The following is a 15,954-nucleotide window of genomic DNA, read 5'->3' as shown; positions in this document are numbered from 1 at the left end:
GTTCCCCCCTTCACCGCGTCAGGATCGGCACAGTTCCGGGGGCATGGATAGTCGTGGTCGTCCATCGCTCGCTCTCTGGGGGGTATCTGTCTCCCGGGCACAACGTGTCGCTGCGGGTCTGGGTTCCCGGCCTGCTCATACCGGATCCTCGGCAGCTCGGGCCCCGGTGTGAACCGGGCCCGTGAACCGGCGCTCGCGGAGCATCCCGATCAGGCCCGGGGCCCCGGTGGTGGAACTCCCGTCCCGGCGCCCCGTCGCAGCGGTTCGAGATGGTCTCCACCGCCGCGAACATCGGCGGCCCAGACCCTCACCGCGAAGCTGCCCGCCGACGTGATGGTGCTGCCGGCCGGGGTCGGGGCGCTGAACCGCCGTCGGCCCTGAGCGGGCCCGGGAATGTCAGGACCTAGGCTGTCGTCCTTTCACGCCAAGGAGGCTGTAGGGATGTCCGTCGTTGTCGTCGGCAGTGTGAATCTTGACCATGTGGTTCGCGCGCCCCGGATCCCCGGGCCGGGGGAGACCATCCTCGGCACCGACGTCGCCGAGCACCCGGGCGGCAAGGGCGCCAACCAGGCCGTCGGGGCAGGTCGCAGCGGCGCGGAGACAGTTTTCGTCGGAGCCTTGGGGGACGACGCGGCGGCTGCGCGCCTGCTGTCGGAATTGCGCGGGGCCGGTGTCCGGACCCGCACCCGCACGGCCTCCGTCCCGACCGGCACGGCCTGGATCACGGTCGGCGACGACGGCGAGAACGTCATCATCGTGGTGCCCGGCGCCAACGCGTCCATCACCGCACTCACCGACCCGGAACGCGAGATCGTCGCCTCGGCGAAGATTCTGCTGATGCAGCAGGAGATCCCGGAGAGCTCGATGGTGGACGCGGCCCGCACGTCCCAGGGGCTGGTCCTCCTCAACGCGGCCCCCACCCGGGAGGTCTCTCCCGATCTGCTCGTGCTTCTCGACGTCCTCATCGTCAACGAGCACGAGGCCGCCGACCTCAACGGCGCTCCCGCCCCCGCCCCCGAACTGATCACCCGTCTGCTGGAACAGGTTCCGGCCGTGGTGCTGACCCTGGGCGCCGAGGGCTCCCTGATCGCGGTACGGGGCAGCGAACCGGTCGCGATCCCCGCCCACCGGGTCCGCGCCGTCGACACTACCGGAGCCGGCGACGCGTTCTGCGGCGCGCTCGCGGCCGAGCTCGACCGCTCCGACCCCGCTGGCGACCTGCTCGAACGCCTCACCGCCGCAGCCCGTTTCGCCACCTCGGTGAGTGCCCTGGCCGTTCAGCGGCCCGGTGCGGCCAGCGGTATCCCGACCCGCGACGAGGTGCTGAAGGCCTACCCCGCCGGACAGGGCTGAGGGCTGGACACTGCTCCGGGTACGTGCTTCCCTGGTCCGTAGGGCCACTTCGACGTGGCTCCCGGACGAGGGGTGCCGTACCCGGAGCGCGACAAGACGGCATCTGGAGGCTCGTCGTGTCGTGGCTCGTGCTCTGTCTCTCCGGTGTCCTCGAGGCCGTCTGGGCCACGGCCCTGGGCCGTTCCGAGGGATTCACCAAACCCCTTCCCACCGTGGTGTTCGCGGTCGCCATCCTCGCCAGCACGGCCGGGCTGGGCGTGGCGATGCGCTCCCTTCCGGTCGGCACGTCCTACGCCGTCTGGGTGGGCATCGGCGCCGTCCTGACCGTGGGGTACTCCATGGCCTCGGGCGAAGAACCGGTGTCGACGGTGAAGATTCTGCTGCTGCTCATGATCGTCGGCGGCGTGGTCGGCCTGAAGCTGGCCCACTAGGGCCTGTCCAGTACCACCACGATTCCTATGGCAAGGTCGCAACCGACCACCCAGTAACAGGTTTCGGCCAGCAGCTGGCGGTGGTGCAGCACTGACCGGGTCAGCACGAGAGACGCCAGGCCCGCGGTGACCAGTGGCGCGACGACCAGGCCCGCCGTGAGCAGGGCCGCGTCGAGCAGCTCGTCACCGCGGGCCCGGTCGTCCGCGGTGAGCAGGACGATCACCTCCAGGGTCACGGTGAGGGCCAGGGTGCCGACGGCCAGCAGGCCGGCCCGGAGGGCGTCGATGTACCGCCGGTAGCGCACGAGCCGGCGAGCTGTCCCCGTCTTGTTCACACGTCACCCTCAATCCCGCCGTGACCAGCTTTGATAGCGCTCAGTTTATGGTGCGTCACGGGGTGTTTCGACAAGGGCGGGGGCAGGGACGCGGCACTGCGGGCGTCCGGACCGTTCCACGCTCGCCAACCGCTGGTGGTCCGGAATCGTCCATTCGTCGCGCTTGGGCTACCGTTCGTCGTGCGGTGACCAAATCGTTGTCACTTCAGCCACATCCGTTCCGGTTTCAGAGTCGCCGAAAGACCTGGATGGCGCGGGACTAGTTAACGGTCACAAATGCGCAGCTCAGAGTGCAGTACCGGTTACAACACGAAGAGCTTTGCCCCTTTTGAGCTGCGGTTCAGTGCTTGCCAAAGGCTGCGCGCAAGGGCCGAAAGGAGTCCTTGACAGCGATGTGGCGTGTACCTCAAGCTCTCACCCCAGCGAGCGTTGTTAACGTTCACAATCTTGGTGTTTGAGTACGTCGAAGGAGACGACCATGACAGCGGTACCGCTGTTCGACGATCCGGCGGCTGTTGCCGTCGGCGTCGGCCCCGGAACCCTGTCGCGGGGCAACCGTCCGCACACCGTGGTCGAGTGCGTTCTCCCCGGTGTGAACGTCCCCGCCGCCCGTACCCCGAAAGCCGCGGCAGCTGATCCGCTGTTCCGTGAGCACACCGCGCCGCAGGACCACTTCGCGCGCGGTGGCAACGACGTACCGAAGAGATTGACGGCTCTGCGGCACCAGGTGCGCGCCGGGCAGATTGCTGGGAAGCCGTGACCATCACCGAAGACATCCGCTCCACGATCTCCTCCGTCCGCGAAGAGGTCGCCGCCCTGCACGCCGAACTGCCGGCCAACGGCCTGGTGGTCTGGACCGCCGGCAACGTGTCGGCCCGCGTGCCCGATGCCGACCTGCTCGTGATCAAGCCCTCGGGCGTGCGCTACGACGAGCTCGGCGCGGAGTCGATGGTGGTGGTCGACTTCGACGGGAACCTGGTCGAGGGCAACCACTCCCCGTCGTCCGACACCGCCGCGCACGCCTACGTGTACAAGCACATGGCGCACGTCAACGGCGTGGTGCACACGCACTCGACCTACGCCACGGCCTGGGCGGCCCGGCGCGAGTCGATCCCGTGCGTGCTGACGATGATGGCGGACGAGTTCGGCGGCGACATCCCGGTCGGCCCGTTCGCGCTGATCGGCGACGACTCGATCGGCCGCGGCATCGTCGAGACGCTGACCGGCCACAACTCCCCGGCCGTCCTGATGGCCCAGCACGGCCCGTTCACGATCGGCAAGAGCGCCAAGGCTGCGGTCAAGGCCGCGGTGATGCTGGAAGAGGTCGCGCGCACCGTGCACATCGCTCGCACGCTCGGCCCGGTGAACCGCCTCGACCAGACCGACATCGACAGCCTCTACGCCCGCTACCAGAACGTCTACGGCCGCTGACCGCGTCGGTCCCTGGGGCGTCCATCGTCGTCCCAGGGGCCTTCGCATCCTGTGATCGGCCTGCGTGACAAGGATTCTTGATATGACGACAACGACCAACCGCACCATCTGGTTCCTCACGGGCAGCCAGAACCTCTACGGCGACGACGTGCTCGACCAGGTCGCCTCCCAGTCGCAGACCATCGCCCGGGCGCTGAACGACGCGGCCGAGGTCCCGGTCGAGATCGTCTGGAAGCCGGTCCTGAAGGACTCGTCCTCGATCCGCCGCCTGATGCTCGAGGCCAACGCCGACGACAGCGTCATCGGCCTGATCGCCTGGATGCACACGTTCTCCCCGGCCAAGATGTGGATCTCCGGCCTGGACGCGCTCGACAAGCCCCTGCTGCACCTGCACACCCAGGCGAACGAGGGCCTGCCCTGGGCGCAGATCGACATGGACTTCATGAACCTGAACCAGGCCGCCCACGGCGACCGCGAGTTCGGTTACATCCAGACCCGTCTCGGCACCCCGCGCAAGACCGTCGCCGGCCACGTCAGCTCGCCGCGCACGCTGGCGAAGGTCGGGGTCTGGGCGCACGCCGCGGCCGGCCGCCACGCCATGCGCACCTTGCGCCTGGCCCGGTTCGGCGACAACATGCGGAACGTCGCGGTGACCGAGGGCGACAAGGTCGAGGCCGAGCTGAAGTTCGGTACCTCGGTGAACACCTACGGTGTCAACGACCTGGTCGAGGTCGTGGACGCGGTGGACGACGCGGCGATCACCGCGCTGGTCGCGGAGTACGAAGACCTCTACGACGTGGCCCCCGAGCTGCGGGTGGGTGGCGAGCGGCACGAGTCGCTGCGCTACGGCGCCCGCATCGAGGTCGGGCTGCGGACCTTCCTGGCCGAGGGTGACTTCAAGGCCTTCACCACGAACTTCGAAGACCTCGGCGGTCTGCGCCAGCTGCCCGGCCTGGCCGTGCAGCGGCTGATGGCTGACGGCTTCGGCTTCGGAGGCGAAGGCGACTGGAAGACCTCGGTCCTCCTCCACACCCTGAAGGCGACGGCGCAGGGCCTGCCCGGCGGCACGTCGTTCATGGAGGACTACACCTACCACCTGGTGCCTGGCCAGGAGCTCATTCTCGGTGCGCACATGCTCGAGGTCTGCCCGAGCATCGCCGTCGGCAAGCCGAGGATCGAGATCCATCCGCTGGGTATCGGAGGCCGTGAGGACCCGGTGCGCATGGTGTTCGACGCCGCGCCGGGCGAGGCGGTCACGATCGGTATCGCCGACATGGGCGACCGGTTCCGGTTCGTCGCCAACCAGATCGAGGTTGTCGAACCACTGGAAGCACTACCGAACCTCCCCGTTGCCCGGGCCGTCTGGAAGCCCCAGCCGGACCTGGCGACGTCCGCCGAGGCCTGGCTCACCGCCGGTGGCCCGCACCACACGGTGCTGTCCACGGCTCTCACCGGTGAGCACCTCGGCGACCTCGCGGACATGCTCGAGACCGAGCTCGCACTGATCGACGCCTCGACCGACGTCCGTTCGTTCGGCCGTGAACTGAGGTGGAACCAGGCGTACTACCGCCTGGCGCAAGGCTTCTGACGTAACGCTCCCCTGTATCACAAACTGCCCGGCGGCCAAGGATGGCCGTCTCAGAGCACCGGAGAGAACAGATGCAACGCAGCAGAGTTACCCGGATCGTCGCCGGCTTCACCCTGATGGCGGCCCTGGCCGCCTGTGGGTCGGCCGAGAAGACCGGTGGAGACGCTCCCAAGGCGGGCGAGGACGTCAAGGGCTCGCTGGTCGGCGTGACCATGCCGACCCGGTCGTCCGAGCGCTGGATCAATGACGGTGACAACGTCAAGGCCGCGCTCGAGAAGCTCGGTTACAAGGTCAGCCTCGAGTACGCCGAGGACAAGATCCCGACCCAGGTCGAGCAGATCGAGAACCAGATCGCCCAGGGCGCCCGTGTTCTCATCGTCGCCGCGATCGACGGCACCGCGCTGACCACGCAGCTGGAGTCGGCCAAGGAGCAGGGCATCAAGGTCATCTCCTATGACCGCCTGATCCGTGACACCGACGCTGTCGACTACTACGCCAGCTTCGACAACTACAAGGTCGGCGTCCAGCAGGCCACCTCCCTCCTCGTGGGCCTCGGCCTGAAGAAGGAGGACGGTTCCGACGGCGACGCCAAGGGCCCGTTCAACATCGAGCTGTTCGCCGGTTCGCCCGACGACAACAACGCCACGTTCTTCTACAACGGCGCGATGGACACCCTGAAGCCGTACCTCGACGACAAGACCCTCGTGGTCCAGAGCGGCGAGACGGACTTCAAGACGGTCGCCACCCTCCAGTGGAAGCCGGAGACCGCTCAGGCCCGCATGGAGAACGTCATCACCAAGGCGTACAAGGGCGACACCAAGGTTGACGGTGTGCTGTCCCCGTACGACGGCATGAGCATCGGCATCCTCTCGGCCCTGAGCAGCGCCGGTTACGGCAAGGGTGACCCCTTCCCGATCGTCACCGGCCAGGACGCCGAGGAGGCGTCGGTCAAGTCGATCATCAAGGGTGAGCAGTACGCGACCATCTACAAGGACACGCGTGAGCTCGCCGACGTCGCCGTGAACATGGCCGACAAGGTGATGAAGGGCGAAGAGCCCGAGGTGAACAACACCAAGGACTACGACAACGGCAAGAAGGTCGTGCCGTCGCAGCTCCTTGAGCCGGTCATCGTCTACAAGGACAACTACGAGAAGGTTCTCGTGGAATCGGGCTACTACAAAGAGTCTGACCTCAAGTAGCTGATACCCCCAGCTGCCGGTCCGCCCACAGGCCAGCCCTTCCGGTCGGTGGGCGGACCGGCGCATCCCTCTTGAGGAGCGCGGATGCCCAGCAATATCCTTGAAATGCGTAACATCACGAAGACCTTCCCGGGCGTGAAGGCGCTGCAGAACGTCACTTTCACGGTGGCGGAGGGCGAGATCCACGCCATCTGCGGTGAGAACGGCGCCGGGAAGTCCACCCTGATGAAGGTTCTGTCGGGGGTCTACCCGTTCGGTGAGTACGAAGGCGACATCGTCTTCGAAGGCAAGACTTGCGAGTTCTCCGGTATCCGGGACAGCGAAGAGCGCGGAATCGTCATCATCCACCAGGAACTCGCGCTGGTGCCGGAGCTGTCGATCGCCGAGAACATCTTCCTGGGCAACGAGACGGCCAAGCGGGGCCTGATCAACTGGGACGAGACGAACGCGCGCGCAGCGAAACTGCTGAAGCGCGTCGGACTGGACGAGAACCCCACCACCAAGATCATCGAGCTCGGTGTGGGTAAGCAGCAGCTCGTCGAGATCGCCAAGGCGATGTCGAAGAAGGTGCGCATGCTCATCCTCGACGAGCCCACCGCGGCTCTCAACGATGACGACTCCGCGCACCTGCTCGACCTGCTACGCGGCCTGCGTGACGAGGGCATCACCTGTGTGATCATCTCGCACAAGCTGAACGAGATCAAAGCGATTTCCGACCAGGTCACGATCATCCGTGACGGTCAGACGATCGACACCCTGCACATGAAGCGTGACGAGGTCACCGAAGACCGGATCATCTCGCTGATGGTCGGCCGCTCGCTCGAGAACCGTTACCCCGATCGCGATCCCAGCATCGAGATCGGTGAAGAGGTTCTGCGGATCGAGAACTGGACCGTACACAGCCCGACCCAGCGTGGTCGGGTGCTGATCCGGAACGCCAACCTGAACCTGCGCAAGGGCGAGGTTGTCGGCCTGGCCGGTCTGATGGGCGCCGGTCGCACCGAGCTCGCCATGAGCGTGTTCGGTCGCAGCTACGGCACGAACATCAGCGGTCAGCTCTACAAGTTCGGCAAGCCGATCGAGGCGAAGAACGTTCAGCAGGCCATTGCGCACGGCCTCGCCTACGCCACCGAGGACCGGAAGCGCTACGGCCTCAACCTGATCGACAACATCCAGCGGAACGTCTCCGCCGCGGCCCTGGGCAAGCTGGCCAAGGCCGGCTGGGTCGACGACAACCAGGAACTGTCCGTCGCCGAGGGATTCCGCAAGAGCCTGCGGATCAAGGCGCCCACCGTGGCCTCGATCACCGGCAAGCTCAGTGGTGGTAACCAGCAGAAGGTCGTGCTGGCCAAGTGGATCTACACCAACCCCGACGTGCTGATCCTCGACGAGCCGACGCGCGGTATCGACGTCGGTGCCAAGTACGAGATCTACCAGATCATCAACCAGCTTGCGGCGGAGGGAAAGGCGATCCTGGTGATCTCCTCCGAGCTGCCTGAGCTGCTGGGTATCTGCGACCGGATCTACACCCTCTCGGAGGGGCGGATCACCGGTGAGGTGCCCCGTGAAAAAGCCAACCAGGAGCTGCTCATGCAGTACATGACCAGAGGGCAGGAGTGAGCCACGATGGCCAGCACTGATTCCTCCTCCAAGCCCGACACCGAGAAGCCCGACGAGGTCACCTCCGAGGGAACACCGGTCACGGAGCCCACGGACGAGGTCACCACGAAGGTCACCCCGAAGGCCTCGGACGCCGTCACGGCCGAGGAACCGGTCAAGGTCGACGAGCCGGTCAAGACTGAGGACGCGGTCAGGACTGAGGACGCGGTCACGGTCGACGGGCCGGTCAAGACCGGGGACGCGGTCACGACGGACGACGCGGTCAAGACTGAGGACGCGGTCAAGACTGAGGACGCGGTCAAGGTCGAGGAGCCCGCGAAGGTCGAGGAGCCCGCCCTGGTGGCGGCTTCCACGTCATCCGCCCCGGCGCCCAAGGCCCCGGCTCCGGCCCCGAAGTCTCCGGCCGCCGCGCGCAGCCGGTTCTCGTTCAACGCGAACAGCCTGCGCCAGAACGGCATCTACATCGCGTTCGCGCTGATCGTGGTGCTCTTCGCGATTCTGACCGGCGGCGACCTGCTGCAGCCGCAGAACCTGTCGAACATCATCGTGCAGAAGAGCTACATCCTGATCCTGGCGATCGGGATGATCCTGATCATCATCGCGGGTCACATCGACCTGTCGGTGGGATCGGTGCTCGGTGCGACCGGTGCCTTCTCCGCCGTACTCATGGTCAATCATGATGTGCACTGGGCGATCGCGATCCCGCTCACCCTGCTGATGGGTGCTCTGATCGGCGCCTGGCAGGGCTACTGGGTGGCCTACTTCGGCATCCCGGCCTTCATCGTCACCCTGGCCGGCATGCTCGTCTTCCGGGCACTCACCCTGGTGATCCTCGGTAACCAGGGCATCGGCCCGTTCCCGGACACGGTTCGGGACATGGCCAACGGTTTCACCCCGGGCTGGCTCGGGAACGTCGCTCTGGGCTCGCTCGGTGGCGCCGACGTGATCACTCTGCTCGTCGGTGTGGCCCTGGTCGTCACGATCGTCTGGACGCAGTGGCGGGGCCGCACGGCGCGTCAGAAGCTCGGCCAGAGCGTCGAGTCGATGACCGTGTTCCTGCTCAAGATCATCGCGCCGTCCGTGGTGCTGATGTTCGTCATCGTGCAGCTCGCCCGGTTCAAGAACCTGCCGTGGGTGCTGCTCCTGCTCGGCGCGCTGGTCATCATCTACTCGCTGATCACCGCCCGGGCCGTGTTCGGCCGTCACATCTACGCCATCGGTGGCAACCTCAACGCCGCAACACTTTCCGGTGTCAAGGTCAAGTCGGTGACGTTCTGGCTGTTCGTCAACATGGGTGTGCTGTCCGCCGTCGCGGGCATCATCTTCTCCGGCCGTCTGAACCTGGCCGGCCCGACCGCCGGTAACAGCTTCGAGCTGGACGCCATCGCGGCTGCCTTCATCGGTGGTGCGGCTGTGCAGGGTGGTGTCGGCAAGGTGATCGGCGCCATCACCGGTGGTCTGATCATGGCCGTCATCGACAACGGCATGTCCCTGCTGGGCGCCGGTAGCGAGCAGGTCATGCTGGTCAAGGGTCTGGTACTGCTCGCCGCGGTCGCCTTCGACGTCTGGACCAAGCGTCGGGCGGGTGCTAGCTCACGCTAGCCAGTTCCGAAGTTTCGGGTTGAACCCCTGGCCCGTGGCGCCGTTCCGGCGTCCGGGCCGGGGTTCCTCCTCCCCACGAGCGATCCCGCGCGTGAATCCCACGACGTTAGGATCAGATTCATGACTCCTCCGTCCCGGGCGTCGGCCCAGGCCGGCAGTGATCCAGGGAACTCCGGCAGTCCGGGCAGTGTGGGGCAACGTAAACGGCCCGGGATGCACGACGTCGCCAAGCTCGCAGGGGTGTCTCACCAGACCGTCTCGCGAGTGCTCAACGGTAGCGACGGCGTCAGTTCCCGCACTCGTGCCGTCGTTCTGGCCGCCATCGACGAACTGGGTTATCGCCCGAACTCGGCGGCCCGCACACTCGTGACCGGCCGGTCGAAAGTGCTCGGCCTGGTCACCATCGGAGGCGCGCTCTACGGGCCGATGTCGATGCTCTACGGCGTCGAAGCGGCTGCCCGTGAAGAAGGCTACATCCTCACCGTGGTGAACGTCGGCTGGGGGGAGGGTGGTTCGGTCGAGAGAGCCGTCACCCGCCTGGAACGCCAGGGCGTCGAGGGCATCGTCGTGGTGGCACCTCTCACCTCGGTGGGGGAGTCGCTTGCCACGATGGCCCGGCATCTTCCCCTGGTCGCGGTCGAGAGTTCGCTGAAAAGCTCACTGCCGGTGATCTCGGTGGACCAGATCGCCGGGGCCCGGCTCGCCACGGAACATCTGCTGGGCCTCGGGCACAGCACGGTGTGGCACGTCTCCGGTCCCGGTCACTTCTACGAGGCCCAGGACCGGGTGGCCGGCTGGACCGCGGCGCTCGAGGATGCCGGGGCGGAAGTTCCGCCTCTGCTGCACGGTGACTGGAGTGCGGCGACGGGGTATGACGCCGGTCAGATCCTGAGCCGCATGCGCGACGTCACCGCGGTGTTCGTGGCCAACGACTCGATGGCCGTCGGCGTGCTGCGCGCGCTGCGGGAGAACGGCCGCGACCTGCCGGGCGACATCAGCGTGGTCGGTTTCGACGACATTCCCGAGGCCGGGTACTTCAGCCCGCCCCTCACCACCGTGCGCCAGCCGTTCGAAGAGGTCGGCCGGCGCAGTCTCAAGGCCCTGCTGGCGCAGATCGAGACCGGCGTGGGTGAACCCGCCGGCCGCACGGTCATCGGGCCGGAACTGGTGATCCGCGAGAGCACCGCGGCCCCCCGGCACTGAAGTCCTGAGGTCTGGCACGAACATAGGAGCGCGGTCCCTCCCCCGTTAGCAGGGACCGCGCCCCGGTGTCGTGCGCCGCTGCCCCTTCGGCGCCGGGCCCACCCGCAGGGCGTCCGGCATCCGCGATCTGGGGCGGTGCCGGGGACGGGTGGCGCATCTCCAGTAAGCCGGGCCGCGCCCAATCGGACAATCCGTCTTATGTGGACATCAAGGGTGTCCCCTTGAACCGGTCCCACCCGGAACCGGCGCACCACGTCCTGCAACTCCTAGGACGGGGCGTCCAGGGCCACCGCGGCGGTGATGGTGTTCCGGCCGGTGCTGATGTGGTTGATGACCTCGGAGATCTCCCCGATGGCGGCCACCGCCGCGGAGGCGTCCGTCTGGATGGCCCGCACTTTGATGGCCTGCACCTGGTGGACGATGTCCTCGGTGGTCTCGTGGGCCAGTGAGGAGTTGATCTTCCGCTACTGGATCCGGAAGGCGTCGAGCTGACGGCGCTCTCGCTTGGTCGGCCGGCCCGCCCCGCGGTCGCGCACGGCGACGTGCACGATCTCCTCCTTCGGTGGGGGAGCGGGCGTGAGGTCCTCGAAACAGGTCACGGCCACGGCCGCCCCCACCCGCTTCTGGATCAGCTTGAGCACGATCGCGATGCGCTCACCGCCGGGCGTGATGGCCTCCACCTTGTCGCCCACGCGCACCACCGTCGACGGTTTCGCCTTGTGCCCGTTGACCGACACGTGCCCGCCGCGGCAGGCGGTCGAGGCCGCCGACCGGGTCTTGAACAGCCGCACGGACGAGACCCAGACGTCCAGTCGCACCTCTGCCACATCCACGTGCCCAGCCTACGGGTGGTCTTCCTCCTAGGCATTTGTGCTAGGTTTTCCGCCCATTAGTCCGATACGGCATATATAGGTCAGCCCGAAGACCGCCATTTCGTATGGGATTTTCCTGAACGCTTGATCCGATCATCGGCGATGAAGGGTGTCCATTGACGAGCCCAGCGCGATCTCCTCGTCGTTCCCCGTCCCCGTGGCTGGTCGGGGCGCTGGTCGCGGGAGCCGCGGCCTGGGCCCGCCACCGCGGTGCGATCTCCTGGCCTCCGGCGCCGGCCTCCACGTTCGGTGCCCACGCCGCTCCCGCTCTCACGTCGGCCCCGGATCTCTCGCCGTCACGTCTCGCCGAGATCGAGGCCACGGCCGCCTTCGACCGGCAGCGCCTGGCTCAGATGCAGCACGAACTGGAACATCTGGTGAAGGTGCGGTTGCCCGCGGCCCTCGCCGGCCGGGACGTGCCGGGGGCCCGGTACACCGCGGATCTGCTGCCGGAGGCCTCGACCTCGATCGACGACCTGATCTCCCAGGTGACCTCGGCCCTGGTCGAGCGTGAGGAGTCGCGGCGCCTGGCCCTGGTCGAACTGGCCGGGCGGGTGCAGACCTCGGCCCACCGCATCCAGCAGGCGATGAGCGGTCTGGCCGAGCAGCACCCGGGCGACCCGGCCCTGCTCGAGACCACGATGCGCGTCGACCACGCCGCCACCCAGCAGGCCCGCCACGCCCAGAGCGTGAAGGTGCTGTGTGACGAGTGGCCCGGCCAGCAGTGGCCCGCCGCGCTGGCCCTGGTCGACGTGGTGCGCGCCGCCTCGGGTCGCATCGTCGCCTTCAGCCGGGTGCAGGTGACCGGCGACCAGACCGCGGCTGTCGTCCCGTCCGTCGTCGAGCCGCTCATCCACCTGGTGGCCGAGCTGCTGGCCAACGCCACCGAGTACTCCGCGCCCTCCGCCCCGGTCACCGTGGCGGTGCGCGGCGTGCAGCGCGGCGCCGTGATCGAGATCGACGACAGCGGTTTCGGTCTCGACGAGTACCGCCTGGCCGAGGCCCGGGAGATCGTCTCCGGCCGCCGTCCGCTCGGCGTCGGTGACGTCGGCGAGATCCCGCAGACCGGCTTCGCCGTCGTCGGGCGCTTCGCCCGCCGTCACGGTTTCACCGTCGACCTGGGCATCTCGCCCTACGGCGGGGTGCGGGCCGTGGTGCTGGTTCCCGCCACCCTGGTGGAGACGGTCGAACTGCCGGCCCCCGCGTCCGTCCGTGATCCGGAACCCACGACGGAAGCCGCGCTGGAACCCACGACGGAAGCCGCACCGCCCGCCGCTGCGGACCTCATCGACACCCGCGTCGACCCACCGGCCGACCCCACGCCCCCGGATGGGCTGGACGGTTCGGAAGTACGCCTGCCGCAACGACGTTCGGCCCGGCGTAAAGACGCGGGCCGTCCCGGAGGAGAAACTGCGGCCGGCCGACCCCGGCCCGTGGTCCCGTCCGCCCCCGAGGTCGCCCCCGAAGAGGCCGGCGACTGGATGGAGCGGTTCTTCGAGGGGTCCCAGCCGATCCCGGTGACCCCCGCCGCTCCGGCCGGTGCCGAACCGGCGGAGAACCTGTCGCCGGCACCCACGAGCACCCCGACCACGCATGACTCCGATCTCGGGGGGAACGTGAAACCCTCGACCGCCGGGAAGGACGCCGCCCAGGGATGAGCGACTCGCAGAACTACGGACAGCAGGATCGCGGCTGGATGATCGCCGAGGTGAGCATCGTCCCGGGCGTGCGAGACGTCGTGGTCTTCAGCGTGGACGGCCTGCTCCTGGCCGGCTCACCGGGCCTCGCGCGCGACCGGGCCGAGCGACTGGCCGCGACCTGTTCCGGGCTCCAGTCGCTGGGGCGTGCCCTCGGCCACGAGTTCGGCACCGGCGACGGCCTCGTACGCCACCAGATGATCGAGTTCGACGGTGGTTTCCTGTTCCTGCGCAGCGCCGACGGGGCCCATCTGGCCGTCGTCGCCGACCCGGTGGTCGACCCCCGCCAGGTGGCCCGCGCGATGCAGGCGCAGGTGCTCAAGATCGGTGCCGCGAACCTCAGCAGTCCGGCCCGCCAGGAACCCGTCCAGTGACGAGGTCTGGGGAACCGGACTTCTGCGCGCGGGCCCTGCGTCCCTACGTCATCACCCGGGGCCGGGCCCGCGCCACCCGCAACACCGTCGGGGTGGAGACCCTGCTCATCGCACCCGATCCCACCCGGGAGCTGCCGGTCACGGCCTCCCGGGAGGAGCGGGCCCTGGTGCAGATGTGCGCCCGCCTGATCTCCCTGGTCGAGGCCTCGGCCCATCTCGACCTACCGGTGAGCCTGGTCGGCGTGCTGGCCTCCGACCTCATCGACGCCGGATACCTCTCGGCCCGCTCGGGCACCCCGAAGCAGGCCGCTCCCGACTCCCAGCTCCTGTTGGAGGTGCTGCATGGACTCCGCGGGTTCCGCTGACCGGTATCTGCCCGACACCGTCACCCGCTCCGCGAAGATCCTCGTCGTCGGTGCGTTCGGCGTCGGCAAGACCACCCTTGTCGGCTCGGTCAGCGAGATCACCCCGCTGCGCACCGAGGAGGTGATGACCGAGGCCAGCGTCGGCGTGGACGATCTGCGCGGCCGCAGCGACAAGCGCACCACCACCGTCGCGATGGACTTCGGCCGGATCACGATCAACGCCGAACTGGTGCTCTACCTGTTCGGCGCGCCCGGCCAGCGGCGGTTCTGGGACCTCTGGACCGACCTCGCCGTGGGCGCCATCGGGGTGCTGGTGATGGTCGACGTGCGGCGGCTGGAAGAGAGTTTCGACGTCCTGGAGCAGCTGGAGGAACGGGACCTGCCGTTCGCGGTGGCGGTCAACCGCTTCCCCGACAGCCCGGACGTCACGCTGGACGAGGTCGGGGCCGCACTCGACCTGCTGCCCGGCACCCCGGTCGTCGACTGCGACGCCCGCGACCGTAAGTCGTCCGCCGGTGCCCTGCTCGCCCTGGTCGAGTACGTCGCCGCCCACGATCCGCGTTCCTCCCAGGAGTACGCCACGTGACCACGTCCCCGCCGCCCGGCTGCCCGGCCCACGCGCACACGCCCCTGATCGAGGCCACCGGTGCGCCCGACCACCGCGTCGTCTTCCGCCGTCTGCGCGACGAGCACGGCCCGGTGGTGAAGGTCGAGCTGGAGCCGGGCGTGCCGGCCTGGCTGGTGATGGGCTATCGCGAGCTGCTCACGGTCACCCGCGACGAACGCCTGTTCAGCCACGACGCCCGCAACTGGCGCGACCTGAACGACGGTGTGGTGGCACCGGACTCGGGTCTGCTGCCGATGATGGGCTGGCGTCCCAACCTCTTCCAGGCCGACGGCGAGGAACACCGCCGGCTGCGCCGCCCCGTCGACGAGGCGGTCGCGGGCATCGACCAGCGGGCGATCCGCCGCGAGGTGGAGGAGATGTGCGCCGACCTGATCGCCGGGTTCTCCGAGCGCGGTGCGGCCGACCTGATCTCCGAGTACGCCCAGGTGATCCCCACCCTGGCCCTGGCCAGCCTGTTCGGGCTCGACCGGGAGGGCGGCCAGGAGCTGCGCCGCGCCCTGATCGCGTTGTTCGGCAGCCAGACCGACTCGCAGCTCGGTGACCGCGCGTTCGACCAGATCCTCGTCGACCTGGTGCAGAGCCGTCAGGACGGCCCGGCCCGGGGCGACGTCACCAGCGTGATCGTGCGGCACGAGTCGATGACGAGCCTCGAGGAACGCGTGCAGTCGCTGGTCCCGCTGATCGGGGCCGGCAACGAGACGATGACCTCGTGGATCGCGCACACGCTGCGCCTGCTGCTCACCGACCCGCGGTTCTCGGCCCAGCTGCGCGGCGGCAGCCTGGGGGTGGACGACGCCCTGGACGAGGCGCTCTGGCGGGAACCCCCGATGAACGTCATGCCCGCTCGTTACGCCCTGCACGACACCGAACTCGGCGGCCAGAAGATTCTGAAGGGTGACGTGGTGGTGCTCGGGCTGGGCGCCGTCGTCGACGACCCGGTGATGCAGACCGGCCACGGCCCGTTCGCCGAACCGGGCAACCGCGCCCACCTGGCCTTCGCCGCCGGACCGCACTCCTGCCCGGCCCGGGTGCCGGCCCGGGTGATCGTGCGCACGGCGGTCGGAACCGTGCTGAACCTGCTGCCCGACATGCGCCTGAGCATTCCCGCGGAAGAACTCACCTGGTTCCCCTCCCCCTGGACCCGGGTTCCCACGGCCCTGCCGGTCGAGTTCTCCACGGTGGCCCTGGGCGCACCACTGGCCCGTACCTGATCGAGCTCACGGAAGAGCCCGGACCACCGAGGAATTCACCCTTGC

The 15,954-nt window shown here is 68.3% G+C and carries 17 protein-coding genes and 1 riboswitch; of the genes, 14 read left to right on the top strand and 3 right to left on the bottom strand.

The genetic code is table 11. The features are described from left to right. Positions 1 to 441 precede the first annotated feature (441 nt). Together LR393_RS22255 and LR393_RS22250 are read left to right on the top strand one after the other, a co-directional pair. Positions 442 to 1,353: a ribokinase gene (locus LR393_RS22255; RefSeq protein WP_231486079.1), complete on the top strand. Its 912-nt coding sequence runs from the start codon at positions 442 to 444 to the stop codon at positions 1,351 to 1,353. A gap of 38 nt (positions 1,354 to 1,391) precedes the next feature. Then, a riboswitch (guanidine-III (ykkC-III) riboswitch) is annotated at positions 1,392 to 1,459 on the top strand. A 10-nt stretch (positions 1,460 to 1,469) separates the two neighbouring features. Beyond that, positions 1,470 to 1,784: a DMT family transporter gene (locus LR393_RS22250; RefSeq protein WP_231486078.1), complete on the top strand. Its 315-nt coding sequence runs from the start codon at positions 1,470 to 1,472 to the stop codon at positions 1,782 to 1,784. Here LR393_RS22250 and LR393_RS22245 read toward each other — a convergent pair. Further along, complete coding sequence (locus tag LR393_RS22245; RefSeq protein ID WP_231486077.1) at positions 1,781 to 2,119, bottom strand: hypothetical protein; 339 nt, start codon at positions 2,117 to 2,119, stop codon at positions 1,781 to 1,783. The two genes, LR393_RS22250 and LR393_RS22245, sit on opposite strands and share 4 nt — an antisense overlap. A gap of 478 nt (positions 2,120 to 2,597) precedes the next feature. On the opposite strand from LR393_RS22245, the gene LR393_RS22240 reads away from it, so the two are divergent. The 7 genes from LR393_RS22240 (at position 2,598) to LR393_RS22210 (ending at position 10,762) form a co-directional block, all read left to right on the top strand. Beyond that, complete coding sequence (locus tag LR393_RS22240; protein ID WP_231486076.1) at positions 2,598 to 2,879, top strand: hypothetical protein; 282 nt, start codon at positions 2,598 to 2,600, stop codon at positions 2,877 to 2,879. Further along, on the top strand, positions 2,876 to 3,550 hold the full coding sequence (locus LR393_RS22235) for an L-ribulose-5-phosphate 4-epimerase (RefSeq protein WP_231486075.1): 675 nt from the start codon (positions 2,876 to 2,878) through the stop codon (positions 3,548 to 3,550). Before LR393_RS22240 ends, LR393_RS22235 begins: the two co-directional genes overlap by 4 nt. Positions 3,551 to 3,632: 82 nt before the next feature. Continuing rightward, positions 3,633 to 5,138, top strand: coding sequence for an L-arabinose isomerase (gene araA, locus LR393_RS22230; RefSeq protein ID WP_231486074.1), 1,506 nt, complete (start codon positions 3,633 to 3,635; stop codon positions 5,136 to 5,138). A gap of 71 nt (positions 5,139 to 5,209) precedes the next feature. Next, the gene (gene chvE / locus LR393_RS22225; RefSeq protein WP_269327686.1) at positions 5,210 to 6,337 is read left to right on the top strand and encodes a multiple monosaccharide ABC transporter substrate-binding protein; all 1,128 of its coding nucleotides are present in this window, start codon (positions 5,210 to 5,212) and stop codon (positions 6,335 to 6,337) included. 84 nt (positions 6,338 to 6,421) lie between these two features. Beyond that, entirely contained in the window at positions 6,422 to 7,957 is a 1,536-nt protein-coding gene (gene mmsA / locus LR393_RS22220) for a multiple monosaccharide ABC transporter ATP-binding protein (RefSeq protein ID WP_231486073.1), read from the top strand. Positions 7,958 to 8,296: 339 nt separating this feature from the next. Beyond that, the gene (gene mmsB, locus LR393_RS22215; protein ID WP_345718845.1) at positions 8,297 to 9,559 is read left to right on the top strand and encodes a multiple monosaccharide ABC transporter permease; all 1,263 of its coding nucleotides are present in this window, start codon (positions 8,297 to 8,299) and stop codon (positions 9,557 to 9,559) included. 120 nt (positions 9,560 to 9,679) lie between these two features. After that, positions 9,680 to 10,762 carry a LacI family DNA-binding transcriptional regulator gene (locus LR393_RS22210; RefSeq protein WP_231486071.1) on the top strand — a complete coding sequence of 361 codons (1,083 nt, stop codon included), beginning with the start codon at positions 9,680 to 9,682 and terminating at the stop codon, positions 10,760 to 10,762. Positions 10,763 to 11,028: 266 nt separating this feature from the next. On the opposite strand, the gene LR393_RS22205 is transcribed toward LR393_RS22210, so the two are convergent. Continuing rightward, on the bottom strand, positions 11,029 to 11,172 hold the full coding sequence (locus LR393_RS22205) for a hypothetical protein (protein WP_231486070.1): 144 nt from the start codon (positions 11,170 to 11,172) through the stop codon (positions 11,029 to 11,031). A gap of 54 nt (positions 11,173 to 11,226) precedes the next feature. Further along, positions 11,227 to 11,595 carry an RNA-binding S4 domain-containing protein gene (locus LR393_RS22200; RefSeq protein ID WP_231486069.1) on the bottom strand — a complete coding sequence of 123 codons (369 nt, stop codon included), beginning with the start codon at positions 11,593 to 11,595 and terminating at the stop codon, positions 11,227 to 11,229. Between the two features lie 155 nt (positions 11,596 to 11,750). Between LR393_RS22200 and LR393_RS22195 the strand changes: the two genes are divergently transcribed. Genes LR393_RS22195 through LR393_RS22175 form a run of 5 tightly spaced genes read left to right on the top strand, consistent with a single transcriptional unit; the run spans position 11,751 to position 15,909 of the window. Then, entirely contained in the window at positions 11,751 to 13,292 is a 1,542-nt protein-coding gene (locus tag LR393_RS22195; protein ID WP_231486068.1) for an ATP-binding protein, read from the top strand. Continuing rightward, positions 13,289 to 13,705 carry a roadblock/LC7 domain-containing protein gene (locus LR393_RS22190; protein ID WP_231486067.1) on the top strand — a complete coding sequence of 139 codons (417 nt, stop codon included), beginning with the start codon at positions 13,289 to 13,291 and terminating at the stop codon, positions 13,703 to 13,705. The genes LR393_RS22195 and LR393_RS22190 overlap by 4 nt, the downstream gene beginning before the upstream one ends. Next, a complete protein-coding gene (locus LR393_RS22185) occupies positions 13,702 to 14,070 on the top strand; it encodes a DUF742 domain-containing protein (protein ID WP_231486066.1) in 369 nt (122 codons plus the stop codon). The genes LR393_RS22190 and LR393_RS22185 overlap by 4 nt, the downstream gene beginning before the upstream one ends. Continuing rightward, complete coding sequence (locus LR393_RS22180; protein WP_231486065.1) at positions 14,048 to 14,656, top strand: GTP-binding protein; 609 nt, start codon at positions 14,048 to 14,050, stop codon at positions 14,654 to 14,656. Before LR393_RS22185 ends, LR393_RS22180 begins: the two co-directional genes overlap by 23 nt. Then, the gene (locus tag LR393_RS22175; RefSeq protein WP_231486064.1) at positions 14,653 to 15,909 is read left to right on the top strand and encodes a cytochrome P450; all 1,257 of its coding nucleotides are present in this window, start codon (positions 14,653 to 14,655) and stop codon (positions 15,907 to 15,909) included. Before LR393_RS22180 ends, LR393_RS22175 begins: the two co-directional genes overlap by 4 nt. Positions 15,910 to 15,954: the final 45 nt, after the last annotated feature.

It is taken from the genome of Kineosporia mesophila, assembly GCF_021129235.1.
GTDB classification, from domain to species: domain Bacteria; phylum Actinomycetota; class Actinomycetes; order Actinomycetales; family Kineosporiaceae; genus Kineosporia; species Kineosporia mesophila.
This window is presented reverse-complemented; position numbering and strand designations above follow the sequence as displayed.

What these genes read in the sequence shown, in the direction of transcription:
- LR393_RS22255 (WP_231486079.1), top strand. Translation starts at nt 442, where the DNA reads ATGTCCGTCGTTGTCGTCGGCAGTGTGAATCTTGACCATGTGGTTCGC.
- LR393_RS22240 (WP_231486076.1), top strand. Translation starts at nt 2,598, where the DNA reads ATGACAGCGGTACCGCTGTTCGACGATCCGGCGGCTGTTGCCGTCGGC.
- araA (WP_231486074.1), top strand. Translation starts at nt 3,633, where the DNA reads ATGACGACAACGACCAACCGCACCATCTGGTTCCTCACGGGCAGCCAG.
- chvE (WP_269327686.1), top strand. Translation starts at nt 5,210, where the DNA reads ATGCAACGCAGCAGAGTTACCCGGATCGTCGCCGGCTTCACCCTGATG.
- mmsA (WP_231486073.1), top strand. Translation starts at nt 6,422, where the DNA reads ATGCCCAGCAATATCCTTGAAATGCGTAACATCACGAAGACCTTCCCG.
- LR393_RS22210 (WP_231486071.1), top strand. Translation starts at nt 9,680, where the DNA reads ATGACTCCTCCGTCCCGGGCGTCGGCCCAGGCCGGCAGTGATCCAGGG.
- LR393_RS22190 (WP_231486067.1), top strand. Translation starts at nt 13,289, where the DNA reads ATGAGCGACTCGCAGAACTACGGACAGCAGGATCGCGGCTGGATGATC.
- LR393_RS22180 (WP_231486065.1), top strand. Translation starts at nt 14,048, where the DNA reads ATGGACTCCGCGGGTTCCGCTGACCGGTATCTGCCCGACACCGTCACC.